At 59.2% G+C, this 16,815-nt stretch carries 12 protein-coding genes and 4 tRNA genes; 6 read left to right on the top strand and 10 right to left on the bottom strand.

Going from position 1 to position 16,815, the window contains the following annotated elements; translation table 11 throughout:
* Positions 1-81: 81 nt before the first annotated feature.
* From lon to MHH62_RS00150, 8 genes are all read right to left on the bottom strand, one after another.
* On the bottom strand, positions 82-2,478 hold the full coding sequence (gene lon / locus MHH62_RS00185) for an endopeptidase La (RefSeq protein ID WP_003192252.1): 2,397 nt from the start codon (positions 2,476-2,478) through the stop codon (positions 82-84).
* Positions 2,479-2,665: 187 nt separating this feature from the next.
* Positions 2,666-3,949: an ATP-dependent Clp protease ATP-binding subunit ClpX gene (gene clpX, locus MHH62_RS00180; RefSeq protein WP_003192254.1), complete on the bottom strand. Its 1,284-nt coding sequence runs from the start codon at positions 3,947-3,949 to the stop codon at positions 2,666-2,668.
* 112 nt (positions 3,950-4,061) lie between these two features.
* A complete protein-coding gene (clpP, locus tag MHH62_RS00175) occupies positions 4,062-4,697 on the bottom strand; it encodes an ATP-dependent Clp endopeptidase proteolytic subunit ClpP (RefSeq protein WP_003192255.1) in 636 nt (211 codons plus the stop codon).
* A 91-nt stretch (positions 4,698-4,788) separates the two neighbouring features.
* Entirely contained in the window at positions 4,789-6,099 is a 1,311-nt protein-coding gene (tig, locus tag MHH62_RS00170; protein ID WP_014718988.1) for a trigger factor, read from the bottom strand.
* A gap of 401 nt (positions 6,100-6,500) precedes the next feature.
* Positions 6,501-6,576, bottom strand: a tRNA-His gene (locus tag MHH62_RS00165).
* A 77-nt stretch (positions 6,577-6,653) separates the two neighbouring features.
* Positions 6,654-6,738: transfer RNA gene (locus MHH62_RS00160), tRNA-Leu, on the bottom strand.
* Between the two features lie 58 nt (positions 6,739-6,796).
* A tRNA-His gene (locus tag MHH62_RS00155) sits at positions 6,797-6,872 on the bottom strand.
* 32 nt (positions 6,873-6,904) lie between these two features.
* Positions 6,905-6,981: transfer RNA gene (locus tag MHH62_RS00150), tRNA-Arg, on the bottom strand.
* A 275-nt stretch (positions 6,982-7,256) separates the two neighbouring features.
* Between MHH62_RS00150 and folD the strand changes: the two genes are divergently transcribed.
* Together folD and pbpG are read left to right on the top strand one after the other, a co-directional pair.
* The gene (gene folD, locus MHH62_RS00145; RefSeq protein ID WP_014718989.1) at positions 7,257-8,111 is read left to right on the top strand and encodes a bifunctional methylenetetrahydrofolate dehydrogenase/methenyltetrahydrofolate cyclohydrolase FolD; all 855 of its coding nucleotides are present in this window, start codon (positions 7,257-7,259) and stop codon (positions 8,109-8,111) included.
* A 208-nt stretch (positions 8,112-8,319) separates the two neighbouring features.
* Positions 8,320-9,243 (top strand): D-alanyl-D-alanine endopeptidase, encoded by a 924-nt coding sequence (pbpG, locus tag MHH62_RS00140; RefSeq protein WP_339232204.1) that lies wholly within the window; start codon positions 8,320-8,322, stop codon positions 9,241-9,243.
* A 111-nt stretch (positions 9,244-9,354) separates the two neighbouring features.
* Here pbpG and MHH62_RS00135 read toward each other — a convergent pair whose 3' ends face one another.
* Entirely contained in the window at positions 9,355-10,017 is a 663-nt protein-coding gene (locus MHH62_RS00135) for a cysteine peptidase family C39 domain-containing protein (protein ID WP_032903451.1), read from the bottom strand.
* Between the two features lie 211 nt (positions 10,018-10,228).
* Between MHH62_RS00135 and MHH62_RS00130 the strand changes: the two genes are divergently transcribed.
* Positions 10,229-10,390: a hypothetical protein gene (locus tag MHH62_RS00130; protein ID WP_003192266.1), complete on the top strand. Its 162-nt coding sequence runs from the start codon at positions 10,229-10,231 to the stop codon at positions 10,388-10,390.
* On the opposite strand, the gene MHH62_RS00125 is transcribed toward MHH62_RS00130, so the two are convergent.
* Complete coding sequence (locus tag MHH62_RS00125) at positions 10,387-10,797, bottom strand: hypothetical protein (protein WP_003192269.1); 411 nt, start codon at positions 10,795-10,797, stop codon at positions 10,387-10,389. The two genes, MHH62_RS00130 and MHH62_RS00125, sit on opposite strands and share 4 nt — an antisense overlap.
* 206 nt (positions 10,798-11,003) lie before the next feature.
* Between MHH62_RS00125 and MHH62_RS00120 the strand changes: the two genes are divergently transcribed.
* The 3 genes from MHH62_RS00120 to MHH62_RS00110 are packed head-to-tail and all read left to right on the top strand — an operon-like array spanning position 11,004 to position 16,783.
* Positions 11,004-14,225 (top strand): efflux RND transporter permease subunit, encoded by a 3,222-nt coding sequence (locus MHH62_RS00120; protein ID WP_339232203.1) that lies wholly within the window; start codon positions 11,004-11,006, stop codon positions 14,223-14,225.
* Positions 14,215-15,384 carry an efflux RND transporter periplasmic adaptor subunit gene (locus tag MHH62_RS00115; RefSeq protein WP_020301673.1) on the top strand — a complete coding sequence of 390 codons (1,170 nt, stop codon included), beginning with the start codon at positions 14,215-14,217 and terminating at the stop codon, positions 15,382-15,384. Before MHH62_RS00120 ends, MHH62_RS00115 begins: the two co-directional genes overlap by 11 nt.
* Positions 15,368-16,783 carry an efflux transporter outer membrane subunit gene (locus MHH62_RS00110; protein WP_339232201.1) on the top strand — a complete coding sequence of 472 codons (1,416 nt, stop codon included), beginning with the start codon at positions 15,368-15,370 and terminating at the stop codon, positions 16,781-16,783. Before MHH62_RS00115 ends, MHH62_RS00110 begins: the two co-directional genes overlap by 17 nt.
* The last annotated feature ends 32 nt before the right edge of the window (positions 16,784-16,815 follow it).

Here is a 16,815-nt window from a genome sequence, read left to right as displayed (position 1 = left end):
AATGGCCTACAGACACTTAAGAGCCGCTTTATAACAAGGGCTCTAAAAAGCTGTCAAGGAAGCCCCCCAGGCTCCAACACATTAATGCGTGCTAATTCTTTCCTTGGAATCGGACTCGCGTTTTTCGTCCTTCGCGACGATCTCCGGGGCCACATCCGGCAAGGGCTCCGGCGCGTATTGCAGCGCAATTTGCAGGACCTCGTCAATCCATTTAACCGGTTTAATCTGAAGATCCTGCTTGATATTGTCAGGAATTTCCTTCAAGTCGCGAACATTCTCTTCAGGAATGATCACGGTCTTGATTCCACCTCGGTGCGCAGCGAGTAATTTCTCTTTCAGACCACCGATCGCCAATACCTGGCCACGCAGGGTAATTTCTCCGGTCATCGCGACATCAGCGCGCACAGGAATGCCGGTCAACGCTGATACCAGCGCCGTGCACATGCCTACGCCAGCGCTAGGGCCGTCTTTGGGGGTCGCCCCTTCCGGCATGTGGATATGGGTGTCGTGCTTCTCGTGGAAGTCCAGCGGGATGCCCAGGCTGCGGGCGCGGCTGCGTACCACGGTCTGCGCGGCCGTAATGGATTCGACCATCACATCACCCAGGGAGCCGGTCTTGATCAACTGGCCTTTGCCCGGAATCACCGCCGCTTCGATGGTGAGCAATTCGCCACCAACCTGGGTCCACGCCAAGCCAGTCACCTGGCCGACCTGATCCTGCTGCTCGGCCAGGCCGTAGCGGAATTTCTTCACGCCCAGGAAGTGTTCCAGGGAATCGGCGACCACCTTCACAGAGAAGCGTTTTTCCAACGCGTGCTCCTTCACCGCCTTGCGGCAGATCTTCGCGATCTGGCGCTCAAGGCCCCGTACACCGGCCTCGCGGGTGTAGTAGCGCACGATGTCACGGATCGCCTCGACCTCGAATTCGATCTCGCCCTTCTTCAGGCCGTTGGCCGAAATCTGCTTGGGCGCCAGGTACTTGACCGCGATGTTGATCTTCTCGTCTTCGGTGTAGCCCGGCAGACGAATCACCTCCATCCGATCCAGCAAGGCTGGCGGAATGTTCATGGAGTTGGAGGTGCACAAGAACATTACGTCAGACAAGTCGTAGTCGACTTCCAGGTAATGGTCGTTGAAATTATGGTTCTGCTCGGGATCAAGCACTTCGAGCAAGGCCGACGCCGGGTCGCCACGCATGTCGCTGCCCATTTTGTCGATTTCATCGAGCAGGAACAGCGGGTTGCGTACACCCACTTTTGTCATCTTTTGAATCAATCTTCCTGGCATCGAACCGATGTAGGTACGGCGATGACCACGGATCTCAGCTTCGTCACGCACGCCACCCAAGGCCATGCGCACGAACTTGCGGTTAGTCGCGCTGGCAATCGATTCCGCCAGGGAAGTTTTACCCACACCTGGAGGCCCGACCAGGCACAGCACCGGACCGCGGATTTTTTTCACACGTTTTTGCACGGCGAGGTACTCAAGGATGCGCTCCTTGACCTCTTCCAAACCGTAATGGTCAGCGTCGAGAATCTCTTCAGCACGGGCCAGGTCCAGGCGCACCTTGGTCTGGGCCTTCCACGGCACTTGCACCAACCAGTCGATATACGAGCGCACCACAGTGGCTTCGGCCGACATTGGCGACATCTGCTTAAGCTTGTTCAGCTCGGCGGTGGCCTTGGTCAGGGCGTCTTTGGGCAGGCCAGCGGCATCGATACGCTTTTTCAGCTCTTCGATTTCGTTGTGGCCTTCCTCGCCGTCGCCGAGCTCCTTCTGAATGGCCTTCATCTGCTCATTCAGGTAGTACTCGCGCTGGCTACGTTCCATCTGCTTCTTCACGCGGCCACGGATACGCTTCTCAACCTGCAACAGGTCGATTTCGCCATCCAGCATCGCCAATACGTGTTCGACACGGGCCGACAGGTCGATGATTTCGAGGATGTCTTGCTTCTGCTCGATCTTCAGCGCCATGTGTGCAGCCATGGTGTCGACCAGGCGGCTCGGTTCATCAATGCTGTTGAGCGAAGACAGGACTTCAGCCGGGACTTTCTTGCCCAACTGCACATATTGCTCGAACTGCGACAGCAGGCTGCGCACGAACACCTCGGATTCACGCTCCGGGGCTTCGACTTCTTCGATCAGCGCCACTTCCGCGCGCAGGTGGCCGTCCACCTCCATAAAGCGCTCTACGGCACCGCGCTGCTCACCTTCGACCAACACCTTGACGGTGCCATCGGGCAGCTTGAGCAATTGCAGGACAGTGGCAATGGTGCCGACGCGATACAGGGCATCTTCACCCGGATCATCATCAGCGGGATTCTTCTGGGCCAACAGCAGGATTTGCTTGTCGCCCGTCATCGCGGCCTCGAGGGCTTCGATAGACTTCTCGCGCCCCACGAACAGCGGGATAACCATGTGCGGATAGACGACGACATCGCGCAACGGCAGGAGAGGCAATTCGATGGTTGTCTTCATGATTTCGCCTCTATGACAGTTCAAAAATAAGCTTGAAACCAAGATGGGGGTTACATGCAAAAAAAACAAGCTCAATGCCAGTAGTTAAACGCATGAATACACGCGAATTTAACCACCGCCCTAAGAAACGCCCCCAAAGACAAGGGGCCCCTAGAGGCCCCTTGCTTGTACCGCAACTGCTGAACGCTTATGCGTCGGGTGCAGCCTTGGCAGCCGGCTCACTGTTTTCGTAGATATACAGTGGCTTGGACTTGCCTTCGATCACGCTTTCATCGATCACCACTTTACTCACCTCAGACTGCGAGGGGATTTCGTACATGGTGTCGAGCAACACGCCTTCGAGGATAGAACGCAGGCCACGTGCACCGGTCTTACGCTCCAGTGCTCGCTTGGCCACCGATTTCAGCGCGTCGGTCCGGAACTCGAGGTCTACACCTTCCATCTCGAACAATTTGCCGTATTGCTTGGTCAGGGCGTTTTTCGGCTCGGTGAGGATCTGGATCAAAGCCGCCTCATCCAACTCGTCCAACGTGGCCAGGACTGGCAGACGGCCAACGAATTCCGGGATCAGACCGAACTTGACCAGATCGTCAGGCTCGACTTCACGCAGGGACTCGCCCACCTTCTTGCCCTCTTCCTTGCTGCGCACTTCCGCACTGAAACCAATGCCGCCACGGGTGGAACGCTGCTGAATCACCTTCTCCAGACCGGAGAACGCACCGCCACAAATGAACAGGATGTTACGCGTATCAACCTGAAGGAATTCCTGCTGCGGATGCTTGCGACCACCTTGCGGCGGTACGGACGCAACCGTGCCTTCGATCAGTTTCAACAGGGCCTGCTGCACGCCTTCACCGGAAACGTCCCGGGTGATCGACGGGTTATCAGACTTGCGCGAGATCTTGTCGATCTCGTCGATGTAGACAATACCCATCTGGGCTTTCTCTACGTCGTAGTCGCACTTCTGCAGCAGTTTCTGAATGATGTTCTCGACATCTTCACCCACGTAGCCAGCCTCGGTGAGGGTGGTGGCGTCGGCGATGGTGAACGGAACGTTCAGCAGGCGAGCGAGGGTTTCTGCAAGCAGGGTTTTACCCGAGCCTGTAGGACCGATCAGCAAGATGTTGCTCTTGCCGAGTTCAACCTCATCACCTTTCTTGTCACGCTGGTTCAAGCGCTTGTAGTGGTTGTACACCGCTACGGCCAGAACCTTCTTTGCACGTTCTTGACCAATGACGTACTGGTCAAGGATGCCGCTGATTTCTTTAGGCGAAGGTAATTTATGCGCACTGCTCTCGGCCTGGGCTTCCTGCACCTCCTCACGGATGATGTCATTGCACAGGTCGACGCATTCGTCGCAGATAAACACCGAGGGGCCGGCAATCAATTTGCGTACTTCATGCTGGCTTTTGCCACAGAAGGAGCAATAGAGCAGCTTGCCGTTGTCCTCGCCGTTGCGGGTGTCAGTCATTCGTTCGATCCAAATCCGATAGGCTTGCAACACAAGATGAAGGCTTATGCGGGCTTTTTCAAGCCCGCCAGTGGTCGGACATGCCGACCAGCCCTATTTTGAGCGGCTTATATTAAGCGGGGCGCTTGTCGATCACTGCGTCGATCAACCCGTATTCCTTGGCGGCTTCAGCGCTCATGAAATTGTCACGGTTGGTATCGCGCTCGATTTCTTCCAGGGTGCGCCCGCTGTGCTTGGCCATCAGCGTGTTGAGACGCTCACGAATGAAGAGGATTTCCTTGGCGTGGATTTCGATGTCCGACGCCTGGCCCTGGAAACCGCCCAGCGGCTGGTGAATCATCACGCGCGAGTTCGGCAGGCAGAAACGCTTGCCTTCGGCACCCGCAGTCAGCAGGAAGGCGCCCATGCTGCACGCCTGGCCAATACAGGTGGTCGACACGTTTGGCTTGATGAACTGCATGGTGTCGTAGATCGACATGCCCGCAGTCACCGAACCGCCCGGTGAGTTGATGTAGAGATGGATGTCCTTGTCCGGGTTTTCCGCTTCAAGGAACAGCAATTGCGCACAGATCAGGTTGGCCATGTAGTCCTCTACCGGGCCAACCAGAAAGATCACTCGCTCCTTGAGCAGGCGCGAGTAGATGTCGTAGGCGCGTTCGCCACGAGCGGACTGCTCGACAACCATCGGGACCAGGCCGCCTGCGGCCTGGATATCAGAGTTCTGCTGAATATAGGAATTACGGAACATGCTCTGCAGTTACTCCCAAATAGTCATGTCTTGAAAACGCATAAGCCAGCGCGAGGCTGGCTTATGGTTGAATTTCCAACGAGTTGGACAATCAGTCGGCTTGTGCTGCTTCCGCCGGTTTGACTGCTTCTTCGTAAGAGACCGCTTTATCGGTCACCTTAGCCTTCTGCAGAACAGTATCCACAACTTGTTCTTCCAGCACAACCGAACGTACTTCGTTCATCTGCTGCTCATTCTTGTAGTACCAAGCCACGACCTGCTCAGGCTCCTGGTAGGCCGAAGCCATTTCCTGGATCATTTCACGAACGCGGTCTTCGTCTGGCTTGAGGTCGAACTGCTTGACCACTTCAGCCACGATCAGGCCCAGCACAACGCGGCGCTTGGCTTGCTCTTCGAACAGCTCGGCCGGCAGTTGGTCAGGCTTGATGTTGCCACCAAACTGCTGAACCGCTTGAACGCGCAGACGATCCACTTCGTTGGACAGCAGGGCCTTAGGCACTTCGATCGGGTTGGCGGCCAGCAGACCGTCCATGACCTGGTTCTTGACCTTGGACTTGATAGCCTGGCGCAGCTCACGCTCCATGTTCTTGCGAACTTCGGTGCGGAAGCCTTCGATGCCGGTTTCCTTGATGCCGAACTGGGCGAAGAACTCTTCGTTCAGCTCTGGCAGCTTAGGCTCGGAAACGCTGTTGACGGTAACGGTGAACTCGGCGGCTTTGCCAGCCAGGTCCAGGTTCTGGTAGTCAGCAGGGAAAGTCAGGTTCAGAACGCGCTCTTCGCCGGCTTTGGCGCCAACCAGGCCGTCCTCGAAACCAGGGATCATGCGGTTGGAACCCAGCACCAGTTGAGTGCCCTTTGCGGAGCCGCCAGCGAAGACTTCGCCGTCAACCTTGCCAACGAAATCGATGTTCAGTTGGTCTTCGTTCTGGGCGGCACGGTCGGCCACTTCAAAACGAGTGTTCTGCTTGCGCAGGATTTCCAGCATGTTGTCCAGGTCCGAATCGGCCACTTCGGCGCTCAGACGCTCGATTTCGATACCGTCGAAACCGGCCACTTCAAATTCCGGGAACACTTCGAATACGGCAACGTATTCCAGGTCCTTGCCCGCTTCCAGGGACTTGGGCTCGATCGAAGGCGAGCCTGCCGGGTTCAGCTTTTGCTCGACAACGGCTTCGTAGAAAGAAGCCTGGATCACGTCACCTACAGCTTCCTGGCGCGCATCGGCACCAAAACGACGCTTGATTTCGCTCATCGGCACTTTGCCTGGACGGAAACCAGCGATCTTGGCCTTTTGGGCAGTCTGCTGCAGACGCTTGTTGACCGCAGTCTCGATACGCTCTGCCGGCACGGTGATGCTCAGGCGGCGCTCGAGAGCAGTAGTATTTTCAACAGAAACTTGCATGGATATTCCTCGTTGCACAGACATTAGCCGGCCATTTCCGACCCCAATCAAGGGCATGCATTCTAGTGGGTCAAACTCAAGAAGTCACCCTACTGAAAACACAGCGGAAAACAGCCGGCAATTTATCGGTACGAAAGCACTGAAGTACCTCGCCCCGGTGACAAATACAGCCAAATTGCGCCAGGGCTCTGCGCCGCCCCTCTCTATATATAGAAGGAACACGCATCCATCTCCCTGACGGCTCGCCCTGCGAACAGAGCGAGCAAGCAACGCGGCATCATCGAGATACACAAATACGACGACACGCCCTGCCGGGGCAGCCCAGCACCTGCGACCACCCAATCTCAAACCGCCAAAACCAAAAAAGGCGCCAGACTGTTAAATCTGGCGCCTTTCGAATATGGGGTGGACGAAGGGGATCGAACCCTCGACAACGGGAGTCACAATCCCGTGCTCTACCAACTGAGCTACGCCCACCATATTGCGTTAACAAAGAAACCAAACCACTTCTTTGTTGAGCCCTGCCCCGCCTGACGACCGGGAAAAGCTTTAATTGGTGCGGATGAAGAGACTCGAACTCTTACGCCTCGCGGCGCTGGAACCTAAATCCAGTGTGTCTACCAATTCCACCACATCCGCGCTTGAAGCTCTTAAAGCAAAGGCGCCAGACTGTTAAATCTGGCGCCTTTTCAGAATATGGGGTGGACGAAGGGGATCGAACCCTCGACAACGGGAGTCACAATCCCGTGCTCTACCAACTGAGCTACGCCCACCATATAGCGCTACTTGTGCCAAAGCTGCCTAATGGCGCACCCGGCAGGACTCGAACCTGCGACCATCCGCTTAGAAGGCGGATGCTCTATCCAGCTGAGCTACGGGCGCCTTATTAATCTGTACTCTTGGAGGATTACAAACTAAGTGCTTCCAGCCTTGCAGTACAACTATTCTGCTTGACCTTCTTAACCAGTGCTAGGCTGTGCCCGACAAGTGCGACGAATAGTATAGATGCCCCGGAAACCCGTCAAATCTTTTTTGAAAAAAACTGATTTTATTTAAGGGGTTAGGGCAATTTGCAGACCAAGCGCCTTTGCCCTCGCGCCTTGGCATGCGAGAATGCGCGCACTTTTCTTCCCCCTCTCGATGGTTAATCACGCGTAATGACTGCACAACTTATCGACGGCAAATCAATCGCCGCCAGCCTGCGCCAGCAGATCGCCAAACGAGTCACCGAGCGCAGCCAGCAAGGCCTGCGCACGCCTGGCCTCGCGGTGATCCTGGTCGGCAGCGATCCTGCCTCTCAGGTTTATGTCTCGCACAAGCGTAAAGACTGTGAAGAGGTCGGCTTTATTTCCAAGGCCTATGACTTGCCTTCGGACACCACTCAACAGGCCCTGACCGACCTGATTGACAGCCTCAACGATGACCCGAACATGGACGGCATCCTGCTGCAACTTCCACTGCCCGAGCACCTGGACGCCTCCAAGCTGCTGGAGCGCATCCGCCCGGACAAAGACGTCGACGGTTTCCACCCTTATAACGTCGGCCGCCTGGCACAACGCATTCCCCTGCTGCGCCCATGCACCCCCAAAGGCATCATGACGCTGCTGGAAAGCACCGGTGTCGACCTGTATGGCCTTGACGCTGTGGTGGTGGGCGCATCGAACATCGTCGGTCGCCCGATGGCCATGGAGTTGCTGCTGGCCGGCTGCACCGTGACCGTCACCCACCGCTTCACCAAGGACCTGGCCGGCCACGTCGGCCGCGCTGACCTGGTGGTAGTCGCCGCCGGCAAGCCAGGCCTGGTCAAGGGTGAGTGGATCAAGGAAGGCGCCATCGTCATCGACGTGGGCATCAACCGCCAGGAAGACGGCAAGTTGGTGGGCGACGTGGTGTATGAAACCGCCCTGCCCCGCGCTGGCTGGATCACGCCAGTGCCAGGCGGCGTCGGGCCCATGACCCGGGCCTGCCTGCTGGAAAACACCTTGTACGCAGCGGAAACCCTGCACGGTTAATAACCAGGCGTAATGAAAAAGCCCTGCCTTAGCGCAGGGCTTTTTATTGCACGTAAAAAAACCGTTTTTTCTTAGTTTTTAAGCACTTTCGTCTGGTTCTAGAAGAACATTCGACAGTTCTTCATCCATACTCCTAAAATGTAACGTCATTTGTCACAAGATCCGTTCTACAACGGCATTTCCTTACTTTTTTAGCGAGTTCATCCGCGTGAAAATTCGTCTTTCTATTGTCAGCCTGTTTTTTGCTTTGGCAGGTACCTTCGCCCACGCCGCCGAAACCACCCTGGCCCCGCGTGACGCCTCCAAGCTGCAGATCGCCTCCGGCAGCGCCATGCTGGTCGATTTGCAGACCAATAAAGTCATATATTCCAGCAACCCCGACGTGGTTGTACCCATCGCCTCGGTGAGCAAGCTGATGACCGGCCTGATCGTCCTCGAAGCCAAGCAGAATATGGACGAGTACATCGACATCAACATCACCGACACGCCCGAGATGAAAGGCGTGTTCTCCCGGGTGAAGATCGGTAGCCAGATGCCGCGCAAGGAAATGCTGCTGATCGCGCTGATGTCTTCGGAAAACCGCGCCGCCGCCAGCCTGGCCCACCACTATCCAGGCGGTTATTCGGCCTTCATCGCCGCGATGAACGCCAAGGCCAAGTCCCTGGGCATGACCAGCACCCACTACGTGGAGCCCACTGGCCTGTCGATTCATAACGTCTCGACCGCCCGCGACCTGAGCAAGCTGCTGGCCTATGCGCGCAAGTTTCCGATGGTCAGCCAGTTGAGCACCACCAAGGAAAAGACTGTGTCGTTCCGCAAGCCCAACTACACCTTGGGCTTCTCCAACACCGACCACCTGATCAACCGCGCCAATTGGGATATCAAGCTGACCAAGACCGGCTTCACCAACCAGGCCGGCCATTGCCTGGTGCTGGTGACGAGCATGGGCAATCGCCCGGTGTCGCTGGTAATCCTGGATGCCTTTGGCAAGTTCACCCACTTTGCCGATGCCAGCCGTATTCGTAGCTGGGTCGAGACCGGCAAAGGCGGCGCCGTGCCGGATGTGGCGCTGCGTTACAAGGCCGATAAGAACCTCAAGAATCGAGCGACTGCTACGGAAGTACGTCGATAAACAGCGATTTTAGTGTGGGAGCGGGCTTGCTCGCGAATGCGGTGGGTCAGCCTAAGCATTCAGCGACTGACACTGCGCCTTCGCGAGCAAGCCCGCTCCCACATTTGAGTTTCACTTCTTCTCTGCCAACACCTTGAGCGCTTGGGCCGCCGCTTGCTCCTGCCCCGCCTGCGCCGTGGCGTTGGCCGCATCGCGCCAGCGCTGCGCATCCACGTTGGCCGGCAACTGGCTCGGGCGCTGGGTGAGGATGGCCCAATGGCCCGCGCCCTTCCACGCCGAATCGAAGTCGCTGAAGCTCATGCTCAATCGACGCTCCTTGCCTGAGCGCAACAGCACGGTACTTTTCTGCTGGTTGAACCCCACCACCACGACATAACGCTCCCCGGACCAATAGCTGGCGTTGATCCGCGCCATCACCGGGTAACCCGCCGCTACCTGGGCAAACACGGCGGTCAGCTTGGCGTCCAATGGGTACACCATCAGCCCATACTCACGCGCCAGCACCTGCATGTTGCGTTCAAGGTCCGCCTCGGCGCCGGGCAGGCGCAGTGGTTTATCAAGCAAACCCGGTGTCATGACAATGCCTTGTTGCGACAGCATGCTGGCAAGTGCCGCAGGACCACTCTGATAAGCCTCGCTGCGAAAGGTTGGCACGCCATTGAGTTCAACGCGCTCCGGCAAGCCTGGCAGTTTCGACGGGGTACTGGAACAGGCCGCCAGCCCAAGGGCAACGGCCAGCAGCAAGGAAGTTTTAAGGTTCGACCGTAAGCGCAATTTTTTCACTCTCTTGATCAACTGCCGGTAAAGGCCCCGATCATAGGGCGCCCCGCCCCGCCGGTATAGCCCACTGGCCCAGTAAAGCGGCGCTGATAGAGCAAACAAGTTGGACAGACTCGACCATTGGTCAATAGCAGGCAACCGCCGGCTGGCTAGACTGTCCATTGAGAAGACTGTGTGTGCCCCAAGTGGGCGAAAGGAGGCCCGAATGAGCCTTGCGACAACGATTTTCCTGTTGATCTGTGGTTGGCTGGCCGTCGCCGCCGCCATGCTGTGGGGGGTCATGCGCGTGACGCGCCGGCATCATCATCCCCACGTCAAACCTGCTGAACCCGCCGAGCCACGCAAGACGACGGCGCATCACGCCTAGCCAGGCATGCAATTGAAGTCCTGGGTCGCGGCAATTTCCTTGCCGTGGCCGTCCTCAAGGGACGCACGCACCGTGGTGCCCAGGCTCGATTCCACCAGGGTGTAGTGCTCACCTGCCTTGAAGTGCTTGTACTCGATGCGGCCCTGGCAGTCCTGCTGGTTGTCATCACCCGGCTCGTCTTCAAATAAAGTCACGTCCAGGCGATGGTCCCCCGGGGTCACTTCAAAATAGCGCCCATCGTCCACGCGCTTGCCATCGACACGCTCGGCCATCAGGTCATTCGGCGCTTCTTCCTGCAAGCCGATCCAGGCTTGGCTGGGGTCCGCCTTGGGGATCGGGCCGGCGCACGCCGACAACAAACAGACAAAGCCAAGGACGGGAACTAACAACAGCGGTTTGAGTGACATGACAGCGCTCCAAAGGGCAGATGTAAAAAGGGCGTATCCGATGGCTGACAAGCTTGATGAGCCGCCCTTCCTGGAACAAATGAATCCCTATGAAAGTATCTTCAGCCCTTGACTAAAACTTCCTTCACCTGGCTGAAAGGTGCGTGTTAGGTGGGTCGGTCAAGACTGCCGGGGTTTGCAATCCTGCTCTTCTCGGAGACTCACGCATGCTCGGGCTGGTAAAGACCGCACTGCACAAGCCGTACACCTTCATCGTGCTGGCTATATTCATCTGCATCATCGGGCCGATGGCGGCCCTGCGCACGCCCACGGATGTTTTTCCCGATATCGGCATTCCCGTGGTCGCCGTGGTCTGGCAGTACAGCGGCCTGTCCCCGGACGCCATGGCCGGTCGGGTGATCTACACCTACGAACGCTCCCTGAGCACCACCGTCAACGACATCGAACATATCGAGTCGCAATCGCTGCCCGGCATGGGCATCGTCAAGATCTTCTTCCAGCCTGGCGTCGATATCCGTACCGCCAACGCCCAGGTCACGGCGGTGTCACAGACTGTGCTCAAGCAAATGCCACCGGGCATCACCCCGCCGCTGATCCTCAACTACAGCGCCTCCACGGTGCCGATCCTGCAAATGGCGTTTTCCAGCCCCAGCCTGTCGGAAGCCAAAATTCGCGACCTGGTGCAGAACAATATCCGCCTGCCCTTGAGCGCCCTGCCTGGCCTGGCCATGCCTACACCGATGGGCGGCAAGCAACGGCAGATCACCCTCGACCTCGACCCTCAGGCGCTGGCCGCCAAAGGCTTGTCGGCCCAGGATGTGGGCAATGCCCTGGCGCTGCAGAACCAGATCATCCCGGTGGGCACCGCCAAGCTGGGCCTCAACGAATACACGATCCTGCTCAATAACAGCCCCAAGTCCATCGATGAACTCAACGACCTGCCGATCAAGACGGTTGACGGGGCGCTGATCACCATCGGCCAAGTGGCCCACGTGCGCGACGGTTCACCGCCGCAAACCAATATCGTGCGGGTCGACGGCCATCGCGCCGTGCTGATGCCGGCGCTGAAAAACGGCAGCATCTCCACCCTGTCGATCATCGACGGTATCCGGCAGATGCTGCCGCGCATCGACGAAACCCTGCCGCCGTCGCTGAAAACCTCGCTGCTGGGCGATGCCTCGGCGTTCGTCAAGCAGTCGGTGGGCAGCGTGGCCCAGGAAGGCATCATTGCTGCACTGCTCACCAGTGCGATGATCCTGCTGTTTCTCGGCAGTTGGCGCTCGACCTTGATCATCGCCGCGTCGATTCCCCTGGCAGTACTGTCGGCCATCGCGCTATTGGCTGTCAGTGGGCAAACCCTCAACGTCATGACGTTGGGCGGGCTGGCGTTGGCGGTGGGCATCCTGGTGGACGACGCCACGGTGACCATCGAAAACATCAACTGGCACCTGGAGCAAGGCAAGGCGGTGAAGGCCGCGATTCTCGACGGCGCCGCGCAAATCGTCGGCCCGGCGTTCGTCTCGCTGTTGTGCATCTGCATCGTGTTCGTGCCGATGTTTTTGCTGCAAGGCATCGCCGGTTACCTGTTCCGGCCAATGGCGCTGGCGGTGATCTTTGCCATGGCCAGTTCGTTCATTCTCTCGCGCACCCTGGTGCCGACACTGGCGATGTTTTTGCTCAAACCGCATAGGCCGGAGCCAGGCGCGGGGCATCATCCGGAAGATGCATTCATCAATCACCACGAGGGTGAACAACACCCGAAACCACGCAATGCGTTGCTGCAATCGGTGCTGAATTTTCAACAGGGATTCGAGCGGCACTTTTCCAATGTCCGCGACACCTACCATGGCCTGCTGACGCTGGCACTGGGCGCACGCAAGCGCTTCATTGTCGGGTTCCTGGCCTGCGTACTCGCGTCGTTCCTGTTGTTGCCGAGCCTGGGCCAGGACTTTTTTCCGGCCACCGATGCGGGTGCCTTGGCCCTGCATGTGCGCTTGCCACTGGGCACGCGCATCGAGGAAAGCGCCGCGGCGTTCGACCGCATCGAAGCGCGGATCCGCGAGGTCATCCCCGCCGAAGAGCTGGACACCATCGTCGATAATATTGGCATTCCGCTCAGCGGCATCGACATGGCCTACAGCAGCAGCGGCACCATCGGCCCGCAGGATGGCGATATTCAAGTCAGCTTGAAAACGCACCACGCGCCCACCGTCGACTATGTGAAAAAACTGCGCGAAGCCCTGCCGCAAAGTTTCCCCGGCAGCCACTTTGCGTTCCTGCCCGCCGACATCAGCAGCCAGATCCTCAACTTCGGCGCCCCCGCCCCGCTGGACGTCAAAATCTCCGGGCGCAATGACGCCGAAAACCGCGCCTATGCCGTCGAGCTTGAACGGCGCTTGCAACATGTACCGGGGATTGCCGACCTGCGCATCCAGCAGTCCACCGGCTACCCCTCGCTGCAAGTAAACGTGGACCGCATGCGCGCCAATGGCCTGGGCATTACCGAGCGTGATGTTACCAACAGCATGGTCGCCTCCCTCGCCGGCAGCTCGCAAACCGCGCCGACCTTCTGGCTCAACCCGGCCAATGGCGTGTCTTACTCCATCGTCGCCGCTACCCCGCAATACCGTCTCGACAGCCTGCCGTCCCTGGAAGCGCTGCCGGTGACCGGTGCCAATGGCCAGGCGCAAATCCTCGGCGGCGTGGCGACTATTTCCCGGGTACAAAGCCCGGCCGTGGTGACCCACTACAACATCGAACCGACCCTGGACCTGTACGCCAACGTGCAAGGTCGCGACCTCGGCGGTGTGGCCCGCGATGTGCAAAAGGTGCTGGATGACACGGCGTCCATGCGCCCCAAAGGCGCGACCATCAGCCTGCACGGGCAGATCGATGCGCTGCATGAGGCGTTCAGTGGTTTGAGCTTCGGACTGCTCGGCGCGGTGGTGCTGATCTACTTGCTGATCGTGGTCAACTTCCAATCATGGGCCGACCCTTTTGTGATCATCACGGCGTTGCCGGCAGCATTGGCGGGCATCGTGTGGATGCTGTTCCTCAGTGGCACCTCGTTGTCGGTACCAGCACTCACCGGTGCCATCTTGTGCATGGGTGTGGCGACCGCCAACTCGATCCTGGTGGTGAGCTTCTGCCGTGAGCGCCTGGCCGAACATGGCGATGCGTTGAAAGCCGCGCTGGAAGCCGGCTACACACGCTTTCGCCCGGTGTGCATGACCGCCCTGGCAATGATCATTGGCATGTTGCCCCTGGCGATTTCCGAGGAGCAGAACGCCCCGCTCGGCCGAGCGGTCATCGGTGGCCTGGTCTTCGCCACCGTCGCCACTTTGTTGTTTGTTCCCGTGGTCTTCAGCCTTGTCCACGGTCGTCATCCTACTCGCGCAACTGCTGGAGAAACGCCCCATGTCGCCTGATCAAAAACCCTCGCGCAAGCGCCTGATGCTCCTGGGTGTCGGTGGCCTGACGTTGGCTGCCTTGCTGGTCGCCAGCGGCCTGCACGCGCGTACGCTGCACGAGCAATCGGTCACTGCCTGGACCGAAGCCGCCGCCGTCCCCCAGGTGATGGTGTTCCAACCCAAGCCAAACGCCGGCGGTGACACCCTGCGCCTGCCCGCCCACCTGGAGGCGTGGAGCAAGGCGGCTATCCATGCGCGGGTGAGCGGCTACTTGAAGGACTGGAAAGTCGACATCGGGACCCAGGTCAAGACCGGGCAAATCCTCGCCGAAATCGACAGCCCCGACCTTGACCAACAACTGGCCCAGGCCCATGCGCGCCTGATCCAGCAACAAGCCAATGCACGCCTGGCAGCCACCACGGCGACCCGCTGGCAAAACCTGCTGGCCAGCCATTCGGTATCGCGCCAGGACGCCGATGAGAAAACCTCCAACGCCGCAGCCGCCAAGGCCAACACCGAAGCCGCTGCAGCAGACTATGCGCGACTGTGCGCCCTGGAAAGCTACAAGACCCTGCGCGCGCCGTTCGCCGGCACCATCACCGCCCGCAACACGGACATCGGCCAGTTGATCAAAGCCGATAACGCCAGCGATCCAGAACTGTTCAACATTGCCGACACCCACCAATTGCGCTTGTACGTGCCGGTGCCGCAGAACTATGCAGCGGTCATTCATGCGGGCCTTGAGGTCGAACTGACCGTCCCCGAGCACCCCGGCGAGCATTTCAAGGCACGCCTGATCGGTGACTCCACCGCCATCGACCGCCGCTCCGGCACCCTGCTGGCCCAGTTCGTCGCCGACAACCCCAACGGCGAACTGCTGCCGGGCGACTACGCCGAAGTCACCCTACCGATTCCGGCTGACACCCATGGCGTAAGCATCCCGGCCAGCGCCTTGATCTTCCGCGCCCAGGGCACCCAGGTTGCGGTGCTGGACGGGCGCAATCATGTGCACCTGCAAGACATTCATATTGGCCTGGACCTCGGCGAGCGCCTGGTGATCGACCAAGGCCTGAAGCCTGCTGACCGCATCATCGACAACCCGCCCGACGCACTGCGCGAAGGCGACCCAGTGCAACTGGCCGCCGCCTCGGGAGGTGCGCATGCGCCCAAGGCTTAAGTCGCTGGCGGCACTGATGGTGCTGGCGTTACAGGGTTGCTCGATGGCGCCCACCTATACGGTGCCGTCGATTGACCTGCCCGCCCACTACCGCGAACAAACCAGCGATGGCCCCTGGCACAGCGCGCAACCGTTAGATCAACTGGCGCCCCAGTGGTGGCAGCTCTACAACGATTCGCGCCTGAACGCGCTGCAGCAGCAACTGCTCAAGGCCAACCCGGACCTGGCCGCGGCGCTGGCGCACTTCGATGCGTCCCAGGCCTATGCCAGTCAACTGCACGCGGGCCTTTTCCCGCAAATCACCGCCAGCGCGCAACCGCTGCGCCAGCGTCAATCGAACTCACGACCGTTACGCGGTACTACACAGCCGTCGGTGTACAACAGCAATACCGCTGGGTTCTCCCTGGGATACGACCTCGACCTGTGGGGCAGAATCCGCAACCAGGTCGCCGCGGGCGATGCCCAGGCACAAGCGTCCTTTGATGATTTGGCGGTGGTGCGCTTGAGCCTCCAACAGCAGTTGGCGAGCCTGTATGTGCAGCTCAATGGGCTGGATGCGCAGCGCCGAATCCTGAGCACTTCGTTGCAAGACTTCAGCCAGGCGCTGCAACTGACCCGCAGCCGTTATGAAGGCCAGATTGCCTCGGAATTGGACCTGACCCGCGCGCAGAACCAACTGGCCGAAGCCAAGGCGCAGCTGGACGAAGTGCGTGGCCAGCGCAACCTCGCCGAACATGCCATCGGCGAATTGGTGGGCGTGACGGCCAGTGAGTTTTCACTGCCGCCCAGCTCGCAGTTAATGGCGTTGCCAGGCATTCCGGCGCAGTTGCCCAGCCACCTGCTGCAGCGTCGTCCGGACATTGCCGCAGCTGAACGTCGCGTGTTTGCGGCCAACGCAACGATCGGCGTGGCCAAGGCAGCGTGGTTTCCGGATTTCAGTTTGACCGGTGTGCTGGGCGGGCAGACCCAAGGTGTTGGCAACCTGCTGTCCGCCGGCAACCGGTATTGGGCACTGGGGCCGCTGATGAACCTGCCGATCTTCGACGGCGGGCGCTTGAGCGCCAACGAGCGCCAGGCCAAGGCCGAGTTCGAGGAGGCCGCGGCACAGTACCGTAGCCACGTATTGAAAGCCGTGCGCGAGGTGGAAGATAACCTCGCGCAACTGCGGGATCTGCAGCAGCAAGCCGAGGACGAGCAAGCGGCGGCAGAGGCGGCGCAACATACCCAGGCCTTGGCGATGAACAGCTATCAGGCCGGGGCAGTGAGCTATCTGGATGTGGTCACCGCCCAAACCGCCGCGTTGCAGGCACAGAGAACGTTGCAGGCGGTACAGACCCGGCAGTTGCAGGCGAGCGTAGGGCTGTTGACCGCACTGGGCGGCGGCTGGCAGCCGGGTTAATACCCACTGATCGTTCCCACGCTCTGCGTGGG

The sequence above is a fragment of the Pseudomonas sp. FSL L8-0168 genome, assembly GCF_037976155.1.
Classification (GTDB): domain Bacteria; phylum Pseudomonadota; class Gammaproteobacteria; order Pseudomonadales; family Pseudomonadaceae; genus Aquipseudomonas; species Aquipseudomonas paracarnis.
The sequence above is the reverse complement of the archived record's forward strand: the minus strand, read 5'-3'. Positions and strand labels throughout refer to the sequence as shown.